Here is a 10,508-nt window from a genome sequence, read left to right on the forward strand (position 1 = left end):
AGCGGCGGCACAACATCCGTTGCGGATTCTGCATCATTGGCCGGTGGATAAAACAGTGCATGAGCGACATCTGAATTCACTGGAAATGTCAGATGTTGAGGCTTTGAGACATCTACATCCGACAAAATCATCTCACCGCCGGTGATCACTTGAATATCAGCGCTCATCAGATCGATGGTGATCAACGCTGCATTGCGGGTGGTTGATGATGCCACGCAGAACAGGTGGTCTCCTGACTGAGTCAGGCTGCGAAAACTACTGTATTCCGTTGCCAGAGACTGCAGTACTCCCCCTCGATATTGCTGTAGATACCCCATACCATCACGATGCGATAGAGCAACCCAGCCCCCCTCTGCTTGACCATCCTGCAACAGGTAGCTGCTCTGCCCCAACTGCCATGAAGCTGACGCGTATTCAGCATCAGACTGTTCATCCAGTGGATGCAATACTGCCCCCGAAGCGTTCTGGATAACTTGGCAAATCTGCCACCAGTTATTGTGATCGCTGATCACATACAGACGTCCCTGCTGATCAAACTGGGGCTGTGTCAGAGCATAGCCATCGTTGATCAGCACCTGAGGGTCACTCAGGCCACCCCACTCATCGATCTGGCTGTATACCAACTGGGTTTCCGTCCAGGGTTGATGCGGATGATCCCAGCTGATCCACGCAACCTGTCCTCTGACAGGCGTGTCACTGACCGAAACCTGATCGTAGAAATCGAATCCCTGATGCAGCACCGACACGTCCCCGCTGGTCAGATCGACAGCAACCAGACGATTCACCACATCCGCTGGGTTATCACCCGGCAGGTGCTCTTCCTGCACGGCAATCACACGATTGCGGGACGTATCCCACACCGGCGCACCGTATCGGCAACTGGGCGTATCCGTCAGTTTCTGAATAGCCAGATCATCCAGCGACTGTAGCCAGATTTGCTGATCATCCCCATCGATATAGGCCAGCTGTTGATCCATCAGGCACCAGCTCTGACCGCCGTATTCGTGCACACGGCTACGAATGGTGATTGATTCGGGTGTCAATTGGCGGATATTGCCATCTCGCCAACAGCAGATAGCCGTACGACCGTCGTTTTCCGGCTGATACTCAACCCAGTACAGGCTGTGATTCGGTCCGGCAACAAGCTGGCCATATTCCTTCATACCGGCCAGCGCCTGTTCGGCGGTAAAGGAAGAAGACCAGAAACCGGGTTGTACGGAGGATGTAGGAAGGGTCACCTGAGATACACTCTTATAAGCCGTTGATAGCTATGAGGGTAGCTCAGGTTTCAGTCATGCAGCTACTTCATTTAGAAGGTTTTTTTACACATAGTCATCAGGTTTACGCGCTTTCACCGGCATCTGTCCACGGCATTTCATGACACACTCGGAAATATCTTCCTTTACGATGCTGGGACGGAAGGAACTGTCCACACTTAACCAGATATCCGCTTCTGCTTCGCTTAACCCTTCTGCCAGTATCGCCTGACGCAGGAGCGACTCACGAAAATCAGCCACATCCGCCGTCACATACATATGCATGTGCACAAAAGCGGGAGTGTCACCGGTATATTCGTTCGGCCCGCCAAAGGCCGCGACCATAAACTCACTCTGTTTCTGCGCCAGCACCGACTCATGTTTGCCGTAAAAAAACTGCCCTAACCAGGGGTCAGCAAACATCTCCCGATAAAAACGGATGTGGACCTGATGTACCTTTTCGGCGCCGCCAATACGCGTCAAAAAATCGGGGGGGACTTCTACGCCTGCGTTCTGATCCTGTTCACTCGTCCCATCGCGCAACTGAGCTTCATCCGGCAACATACGTTTCATGATTGCCGATACATCCGCGAATACACGACGCCAGGCGTGCTCCAATTCAACTGTAAACTTATCCTGATAAAGGGACTTAAAGGCAAGTATCAGCGATTCTTCAAACAGATCAAAGTGTTCGATCATCGCGCCATATTTCTGAAAATGACGCTCTCCCATTTTCTCAACACTGGCACTGATCTTTTCAAGATGCTCGATCTGACCAAAGGTGGACAGCATATTGAAAAACTTACGATTCAAGGTGACCACATTGCCGGGGAAGACCTTTTTCATCCCGATATCACGTTGAAATAATTCACGGTAGAACTCGCGTGATACTTCATCCGAATGTGCACTGATCACTTCGATGGATTCCAGCACCCGCTGGCGATCATCATTCCCTGATGCCATAGGACCTATCACGTCCTTCATATCAGTGCTTTCCATTGCTCTGCTGCCCATTTCTGACTGATTCATCTCTCACCGCCTCCCTTGCTTGATCATTGTCCTTTTGGCAATCGCGTCCAGAGAGCAGACGGAAAGTCCTGTGCTTTCATGCGTTCAACCACCTCGTCATAACCGTAAGGCACAGTGATAAAATCCACTTCATCTTTGATACGGTCATAAATCGCAAACTGCGCGTCAGGATTACCATTCCGCGGCTGGCCCACCGAACCCGGACAGATCAGACAATGCTCGTACCCTTGCAGAGAGATACACGTATCGGTGAGATGGCTATCGTTGCCCGATCCATTTCGCGCATAGATACCCGGCATGTGAGAGTGTCCATGAAAACAGAGACGGCGCTTCATCTCCTTCAACCGATCCAGATTATCGCTATAGGTCATCGCATAGACGTAACCAAAGAAAAACTCGGGATCAATCGGTGCGCCATGTACCGCCATCCATTCTTCATTCTCAAGTACCGGTGGCAGATACATCAGCCAATCTCTGGCTTCATCATCAATCTGTTTTGCCGTCCACTCGATGACCGATTTAGCATTCGGTGAAAACCCGCGACCGGCATCGTTCTGCGCCGTTGCGTGATCATGATTGCCTTTTATCACGGCAAAACCGGACTCGCGGATTCGCTCAATCACCGGCAGAACGTCAGGCCCGTAACCCACCAGATCTCCCAACACCACACCTTCAGTAATGCCACGTTCTTCCAGATAACTGAGTACATTTTCCAACGCGGGCAGGTTAGCGTGCACATCGGCGATCAAGGCCAGATATCGCTCAGAAGCAGGAATCGCAGCCAGTGCCTCCTCACTCAATTGCGCTGACTCAGGCTCTGTAGCCGCCTGCTTTTTTGCACCTTTGAGCGACCAATCCTCATCCAGTACCGTATTGATGATAGACGTCTCAGGTTGTCTGAAGATCGGCTTACGTTTTGGCGTTTCTTTAGATAAATGTTGCGGCCGCTTCATAAGCAGATCGCTCATCAACGTCGCCAGTTCCTGCTTTTTACCACTTGGCATAAAAGCCGAACGCAATTGATAGGCAATCGTTGCACGACAGTTCACATCATAGAATATCGCATCCAGATGCCTGATCAGTTCCGCACTCAGTGCACTGATAAAGTCACGATCCAGCCAGCTAAAAGAGCGGATATACACACCCAGCATGGTGGAGAAAGAGATAAATTTATCCCACTGATAGTACTCATCATCGACGTAAAACAGTTGCCCCTGAGCGTCCAGAGCAAAGTTAGATAATCCCTCGTCCAACTTCACATCGTTATGCTTAGCGACCTGCAAACACAGATGAAACACCCGCGACAAAATACCCTGATGGCTGAAGCGTGCCTCTTCACCTTCCGGTGCTTTACCCAGAATGATATGTAAAGGCCGCATGCGGGGTGTGATGTTCCCAATCAGCGCCTGCTGCTCATCATCTTCCCGCGCATCTTCTGAGTTGTAGATAACAAACCAGGTTTTGTGCGGATGGTGTACGCCCAGACGTCGCTCTTTCTCCAGTGCGTTGTTGATCCAGTGTTGGGCCTGCCCCACCTTCAACTGCAGATCTGAACGCAGCTTCACGACACTGTTTTCATCGGCATAAATGCGGGTCGCCGGACGCCCGGTAAATTCAGCGTGCAGTGCCAGTGTGCGTTCGTTATCCGACAAGGTGTTTGCCACATCGGAAGGTTCGTAATGACGCGTCTGATCGATTGAACCGATCAGCCGAAGTTTTCGTTTCGACATAGTTTTGAGGTTTAACAGCTGCACGATGACGGTTCGCGATTACATCCCTGATTCTCGTTCTGAAAAGAATGAACCGCAGCGTAAATGGCAGGGATAAAGCCCTGCCATGACCTACCTGCCTGTCAGGCTGGGCAGAATTGAGCAATCTCTGGCAGATTGCGGCGAACAGCAGACCAGCCCATACCCAGGTTGGTGTTACGGCTGGTGATCAGAACAACCAGAGAGTTAGGCTTCTCTGGGACGATCGCCATAAAGTGAAAAGTCCGCTCAGTGGTCATCTGAACTTCCTGAATCATATGTTTCACCGGCTGACCGCGCTGGCTGGACAACAGCGATTCAACCGCACGTACATTACGGCCACGCATCATATCCACAGCTGCCGCCGCAACCGCTTCCAGATAAGACGAGGTAAAATACGGCACGCTATGCGCAACCGACAACAGCAGACCACTCTCCAGATCAACTACAGCACAACCCAGTGCTCCATCAACATCCTGAACAACAGACTGCATCAGATCATCAAGCTTGGACATTTCCTTTTTCTCCGGTTTTGATTAGTTTGTTCGATAGATTTAGGTCGCCGACATCCCGCATCGGGGAGATCCACGTTATACGTATTCCAAAGTCGCCAGCATGGTATTGAGTAACAGGCGCACATCATCTGCTTTACGGGCATCCACATGCATCACCGGCCACGGATCACCCCGTTCTTCCAATACACGGTAGTAATCACTGACAGTGGGAGAGGCTTTTTCGTCGTAATGGGTAATGCCGATCACTGCCGCGCTGGAGCGTAAAAAAGCCGCATTCAGATTGAGGTAGTAGTCCAGCTCAGACATCGGGTCATCGTGGCTGTTATCCACCAGAATGATTAGCCCCAGCGCGCCCTTGGTAAGAATTTCACACATAAAATCAAACCGGCGCTGGCCCGGCGTACCGCAGAGGTACAACAGCTGCCCGCCGTCCAGTGTCAGCTGGCCATAGTCCATAGCGACTGTGGTTGTTTTTTTGCGGCGTGCAGTCGTTTCATCGGACGGTTTTGCTTCCGTTGTGATTGGATCAACTTCACTGATCTGGCGTATCGCAGTGGTTTTCCCTGCCCCCACGCTGCCGGTAAAAACAAACTTGAGCTTATGATCTTCTGTCATATCCCTTTTTCACTTTCCCTGAATACGGTCTATTCGGCGTTTATACGATCTGAAATACGCGATAATAGTGATTTGAAATCGGCGGCTACTGGCTTTTCATGGATCGCCTCCTGATCCCCAAGGATCACCAGGTCTTCCTGTGCGCAGGCGTTCAAAAAGGCGCAGACTTTATCCACCGGTATCTCCGTTTTCTCAGCCACCGTCATCACCGAGGCTTCATTGCTTTGCATAAATGCTGCTAACCGGATCAACGGTGTACATCCCGGCAACCCCAGATCGGGCCAGCGCTTCAGTTTTACGGTTTTATCCGCCAACTGATCCTGAAGATCCAAAGAAGGAGACATTAAAGCGATATACCAGCGCAGATGTGACAGAGGCTGTCCGCCGCCCTCTATTTCATCCGCCTCGATATCAAGGGTATGAGGGGATACAGCTCGCACTTCAAATGCGCTGCATTGAGCAAAGCAGGTGGCCATTGTTTCTATCGGCTGTGGACTGAAATACAGGTCACGATCCAGATCTGCCGAGAAACAGTCACCGCTCTCAAAACACACCCTAAACACAGCGTCTGTGCCCGCGTCCGCTCTGGGTTGCAGCAGGTCAAGTAATAGGGGATCACTGGCTTTAGGCGCAGTATTATTCGCTGCCTGATCAGTATCAGAGGAAGCTATTTGAGCGACCGTTTTCTCAGGCTCAACTTCCTTTTCAACAACCCGCTCAACATCTTCAGATATTTCAGAAAACACTGAAGGTGCGTCTTCAATATCCTTATCTACCGCAACAGTTTCAGAGGCCTGACAAATACTCTCTGCTACCGCATTAAACACCTTGGTCAACTGCCATAGGTGGGGAACCTGATGTTCATCAACTATCAACGACCAGACACCCGGCCCTTGATCCATATGATCAGCCGTATTTTCACCGGACTTCATATAATAAATACAAGGACGGAGATCACCTTCAGGGCGAAGGCTAATATCAGGCACTAAAACCACATCAGCATCCGCACTATTACTTAATGCCCAGAGGTAATCCATACGCGCTTCAGCTAACGCCAATATTGAATCGAGTTTCTGGAATTCTGCGTCACTAAATCCTTGTAACTGCAAATGAATCGTCCGGTAACCCTGCATTATTGATCCTATCCACAACAAATAGAGAACGAGATCTAAACCTTGTTTAACCCACGCAAAGCGCATGAGACATGCTGATGCAAAACATCACATACAAAACAAACAGTTAGACTCAGGCTCTCTTACGTTCATCCATGTACTTCGTCTTTAACGCAGACGAAATGGCTCCGGTTCTACTCGCACGAGTAAAGCAATAGCTCTGTGAATACATGGAGAAAATCACTGTATTACAGACACTGTATTAGTAAATGCCGGGGTTATTGTTGTTTTATCGGCTGAGCTCGATGGGAGACGGCACTGCTGACACGGTCAATATAAGAACATATCTATCCAGCAAAAATAAACGGCCACTAGCTCAATTTCGCGCAGTATAACAGCACACATATAAAACGCATATAGTCAGATTGACCCGTTTTACATCAAAAAAATTAAATACCAGAAACAACAACGAAGGGGATATTATTGAATAATTATTGCGGAATGATTACACCAAAAAACACTACAACTAATAACATTAATTTAATGATGCATTAAAAAAACCCATTAAAATCACATGAAAACATATCAAATTTAAGAAACTAGATCTCCCAATACTTTGGTTTACCCATGATCCCACAAAAATATAATTTAATGCAGGACCATTAAGGTTACACCGCCAATATCCACACAAATAATAACACTATCTAAAACCGATCATTAATCCCTAAAAAAAACACGGGAATTTTTATCATTCCTAAATAACATACCGTCGTCATTTTTAGGCGTTTCCGCCGCTTCCCGCGCATCCATAATCAGATGATGGTGCTCCGATTTACTGCACACCGGATCGGCGTTGGTAGCATCACCCGTCATCATGTACGCCTGACAGCGACAGCCGCCAAAGTCCTTCTCTTTGTCATCACAGGAGCGACACGGCTCTTTCATCCAGTCATACCCCCGGTAATGGTTAAAGCCAAAGCTCTCATTCCAGATATGATCCAGCGCGTGATCCCGCACATTCGGAAACTCGATGGGCAACATCTTGGCACTGTGACACGGCAGTGCGGTGCCATCCGGCGTGACCGTCAGGAACACCTGCCCCCAGCCGTTCATGCAGCCCTTGGGGCGTTCTTCATAGTAATCCGGGGTTACAAAGATCAGCTTGATCGGATTGCCTGCGGCTTCCAGCTTCTGGCGGTATTCGTTGGTGATCCGCTCCGCACGCTCTAACTGCGCACGGGTGGGTAGCAGGTTTTCGCGGTTCTCATACGCCCAACCGTAATACTGACACGTGGCCAGCTCCACATAGTCCGCTTCCAGCTCTACACAGAGCTCAATGATACGGTCGATCTGGTCGATATTGTGACGGTGGGTCACGAAGTTAAGCACCATCGGGTAACCCTGTGCTTTTACTTCCCGCGCCATTTTTAGCTTCTGCTCGAAGGCTTTTTTCGAACCGGCGAGCATATTGTTCACGCTTTCATCGGCGGCCTGAAAACTGACCTGAATATGATCCAGACCGGCTTCACGGAACTCGCCCACTTTGCGTTCATTCAGGCCAACACCCGATGTAATCAGGTTGCTGTAATAGCCCATCTGACGCGCTTCTTGGATCAGCGTAACCAGATCCTGACGTACCAGTGGCTCGCCCCCGGAAAATCCGAGTTGTACCGCACCCAGCTTACGTCCCTCTTCAAACACCTTGAGCCACTCTGCGGTGGTCAGCTCAGTGGTACGGTTGGCGAAGTCGAGTGGGTTGGCGCAGTACGGGCACTGCAACGGGCATTTGTAGGTCAGCTCCGCCAGCAACCATAGAGGTTGGCCATGGGTCGGGACGGCGTTAAGGGATGGTGAACCGTTGCAGGATGAGGAGGACATATTAAACCTCTTTATTTTTATATACAGATGCGCGTTTGTTGTTAATTTTTCGCCCCTGTTGGGCGAGGCAAGGGAGGGCGTTGACCCTCCCTTACCAATCCCTGCCAACCCCACTACTGGCCGGACTGCGTCCGGTTCCCTGTGCGTTTCGAAATAAAACGAAGCAAATAAACTCGGCCTTCGGCCTCAAACAGAATTTGCTTTTAATCGGTTTATTTCTGCAATGCTCGGCTGCATAGAGGGGAATATAGAGTGTGCCAGCCGATACGTTCATAGCACGAATCTATGGATTGGTACGAATGTATCTCCCTTCAGTGCAGCCGAGCATTGCAGATTTTCCGGGACCAAAGGCGAGGACTGTCTGAGGAGCGAAGCGACGAGTTCCGCAGCCTCCCGGAAAATTGAAACGCACAGGGGAGTTGGCGCAGCCAACCAAACTGTAGGGCTGAGGGGGATTGATAAGGGGAGTTCAGCGACTCCCCTTATCTCGCCTAATCAAAGGCGAAACCCAGAGTTGAAAAGAACTCTTTGCCATCCAGCTCTTGCCCTTGGGCACAGACTTCTACTCAGCAATCCACCGCTGCTTCTGAGCTTCCACCAGAAACTCCAACACATCTCCCCCAATACCCTCAGCATCAGGAAACTTGGTTTCTAACTCACCCACAATGACAGCCACACTGCGCTCACCATCCACCAGCAACAGAATCTCACCCGCCGGGCCATTCAGCTGAATCATGCCTTCCGGATAGAGCAGTACGTAGCTGTTCTGCGCTTGCTCCCACTGAAACCGGAACATGGTATTCAACGTAGGAATTGTCTCGGTGGTGATCATCGGAACAACCCTTTGTGGTAAACCTTCTGGTCGGTCACGGTGTGATACGGCGGACGATCCAGTTCGTAAGCCATGGTCATGGCATCGAGCATGCTCCAGAGCACATCCAGCTTAAATTGCAGGATCTCCAGCATCCGGTCCTGTTCAGGACGGGTGGTGTAATGATCCAGTGTAATCTCCAGACCGTGAACCACGTCACGACGGGCTTCGGTCAGGCGGTTACGGAAATACTGGTAACCGTTCTCGTCGATCCACGGATAATGGTCCGGCCACACATCCAGACGGGATTGATGAATCTTCGGTGCAAACAGCTCGGTCAGCGAGGAGCTGGCGGCTTCTTCCCAGGTCGCCCGACGGGCGAAGTTGACGTAAGCATCCACGGCGAAACGCACACCCGGCAACACATGTTCCTGCGAGATAACCTCTTCGCGGGTCAGGCCCACCGCTTCACCCAGACGTAACCAGGCTTCGATACCGCCCTCGGCATCTTCATACCCGTCATGATCCAGAATACGTTGCACCCACTGACGACGGGTATCGCGATCCGGGCAGTTCGCCATGATCGCCGCGTCTTTCATCGGGATCATGATCTGGTAGTAGTAACGGTTTGCCACCCAGCCCTGAATCTGCTGCTTGGTGCAGCTGCCGTCATACATCGCCACATGGTACGGGTGATGGATGTGGTAGAGATCGCCTTTGGCACGCAGTGCCTGTTCGAACTCATCGCGGGACATCGGCAGCGTATTGTCAGTAACTTGTGTGTTCATATGCACGTTCCTGTTATCGGTCAGGTCCCGATTAAAGCTCTAGGCTCATACCGTCATAGGAGATCTCAATGCCGTGAGCCAATACTTCGGCACGCTCGGCAGAGTCTTCATCGAGAATCGGGTTGGTATTGTTGATATGAATAAGTACCTTGCGCGGTTTTTCCAGCGTATCCAGATACTCGATCATGCCACCTTCGCCGGACTGCGGAAGGTGTCCCATCGCGACGCCAAGCTTGTCACCGACACCGGTCACAATCAGCTCGTCTTCCTGCCAGATGGTGCCATCGACCAGAACACAGTCGGCACTTTCCATTACAGGACGCAGATGGGGTTCAATCTGGCCAAGGCCAGGTGCATAGAACATCGTTTTACCGGTCCGGGTATCTTCGATTTTGATACCGATATTGTCACCCGGATGCGGATCGTTGCGGTGCGGAGAGTAAGGCGGCGCACTGCTCAGCAGTGGAATCGCCGTCAGTTTCAGCTCCGGCACCTGCGGGATAATAAATTCGTTGTCGCCTTCGGAGATCGGGATGCGGTTCCAGTTAATACCGCCGTTCCAGTGCTTGAGCATGTTGAACGTCGGGAAACCGGAGGTCAGGTCCTGCTGTACCATATCGGTACACCAGACATCGTGTGGGCAACCTTCACGCAGCATCAGCAGACCAGTAGTATGGTCGATCTGGCTGTCCATAAAAACGATGGCGGAGATACCTGTGTCACGGATCTGACGGGCCGGTTGCATCGGGCCAAAGC

10 protein-coding genes are annotated in these 10,508 nt (G+C 50.8%); all 10 read right to left on the bottom strand.

The features are described 5' to 3' along the window. Nucleotides 1-1,238, bottom strand: a 1,238-nt coding sequence (locus tag ABYW01_RS06325) for a hypothetical protein (RefSeq protein ID WP_372831652.1), incomplete at its 3' end; no start/stop codon positions are given. A gap of 84 nt (nt 1,239-1,322) precedes the next feature. Then, nucleotides 1,323-2,285, bottom strand: a complete 963-nt coding sequence (locus ABYW01_RS06330; RefSeq protein WP_372831653.1) for a globin domain-containing protein — start codon at nt 2,283-2,285, stop codon at nt 1,323-1,325. 23 nt (nt 2,286-2,308) lie between these two features. After that, nucleotides 2,309-4,015, bottom strand: a complete 1,707-nt coding sequence (locus tag ABYW01_RS06335; RefSeq protein WP_372831654.1) for a metallophosphoesterase — start codon at nt 4,013-4,015, stop codon at nt 2,309-2,311. Nucleotides 4,016-4,137: 122 nt separating this feature from the next. Continuing rightward, nucleotides 4,138-4,548, bottom strand: coding sequence for a hypothetical protein (locus ABYW01_RS06340; protein WP_372831655.1), 411 nt, complete (start codon nt 4,546-4,548; stop codon nt 4,138-4,140). Between the two features lie 75 nt (nt 4,549-4,623). After that, complete coding sequence (locus tag ABYW01_RS06345; RefSeq protein ID WP_372831656.1) at nt 4,624-5,163, bottom strand: ATP/GTP-binding protein; 540 nt, start codon at nt 5,161-5,163, stop codon at nt 4,624-4,626. A gap of 29 nt (nt 5,164-5,192) precedes the next feature. After that, nucleotides 5,193-6,296, bottom strand: coding sequence for a hypothetical protein (locus tag ABYW01_RS06350; protein ID WP_372831657.1), 1,104 nt, complete (start codon nt 6,294-6,296; stop codon nt 5,193-5,195). Nucleotides 6,297-6,992: 696 nt separating this feature from the next. Continuing rightward, complete coding sequence (pqqE, locus tag ABYW01_RS06355) at nt 6,993-8,153, bottom strand: pyrroloquinoline quinone biosynthesis protein PqqE (protein ID WP_372831658.1); 1,161 nt, start codon at nt 8,151-8,153, stop codon at nt 6,993-6,995. Nucleotides 8,154-8,715: 562 nt separating this feature from the next. Beyond that, a complete protein-coding gene (pqqD, locus tag ABYW01_RS06360; protein ID WP_372831659.1) occupies nt 8,716-8,985 on the bottom strand; it encodes a pyrroloquinoline quinone biosynthesis peptide chaperone PqqD in 270 nt (89 codons plus the stop codon). Continuing rightward, nucleotides 8,982-9,752 carry a pyrroloquinoline-quinone synthase PqqC gene (gene pqqC, locus ABYW01_RS06365; protein ID WP_372831660.1) on the bottom strand — a complete coding sequence of 257 codons (771 nt, stop codon included), beginning with the start codon at nt 9,750-9,752 and terminating at the stop codon, nt 8,982-8,984. The genes pqqD and pqqC overlap by 4 nt, the downstream gene beginning before the upstream one ends. A gap of 31 nt (nt 9,753-9,783) precedes the next feature. Then, nucleotides 9,784-10,508: pyrroloquinoline quinone biosynthesis protein PqqB (gene pqqB / locus ABYW01_RS06370; protein ID WP_372831661.1), on the bottom strand; the 725-nt coding region annotated here is incomplete at its 5' end.

Origin of the sequence: Pontibacterium sp., assembly GCF_041587635.1 — a bacterium.
Lineage (GTDB): Bacteria > Pseudomonadota > Gammaproteobacteria > Pseudomonadales > Balneatricaceae > Pontibacterium.

Bases quoted from the DNA above. Each gene is read 5' to 3' on its own strand.
- ABYW01_RS06330 (WP_372831653.1), bottom strand. From the start codon at position 2,285: ATGAATCAGTCAGAAATGGGCAGCAGAGCAATGGAAAGCACTGATATG.
- ABYW01_RS06345 (WP_372831656.1), bottom strand. From the start codon at position 5,163: ATGACAGAAGATCATAAGCTCAAGTTTGTTTTTACCGGCAGCGTGGGG.
- ABYW01_RS06335 (WP_372831654.1), bottom strand. From the start codon at position 4,015: ATGTCGAAACGAAAACTTCGGCTGATCGGTTCAATCGATCAGACGCGT.
- ABYW01_RS06340 (WP_372831655.1), bottom strand. From the start codon at position 4,548: ATGTCCAAGCTTGATGATCTGATGCAGTCTGTTGTTCAGGATGTTGAT.
- pqqE (WP_372831658.1), bottom strand. From the start codon at position 8,153: ATGTCCTCCTCATCCTGCAACGGTTCACCATCCCTTAACGCCGTCCCG.
- ABYW01_RS06350 (WP_372831657.1), bottom strand. From the start codon at position 6,296: ATGCAGGGTTACCGGACGATTCATTTGCAGTTACAAGGATTTAGTGAC.
- pqqD (WP_372831659.1), bottom strand. From the start codon at position 8,985: ATGATCACCACCGAGACAATTCCTACGTTGAATACCATGTTCCGGTTT.
- pqqC (WP_372831660.1), bottom strand. From the start codon at position 9,752: ATGAACACACAAGTTACTGACAATACGCTGCCGATGTCCCGCGATGAG.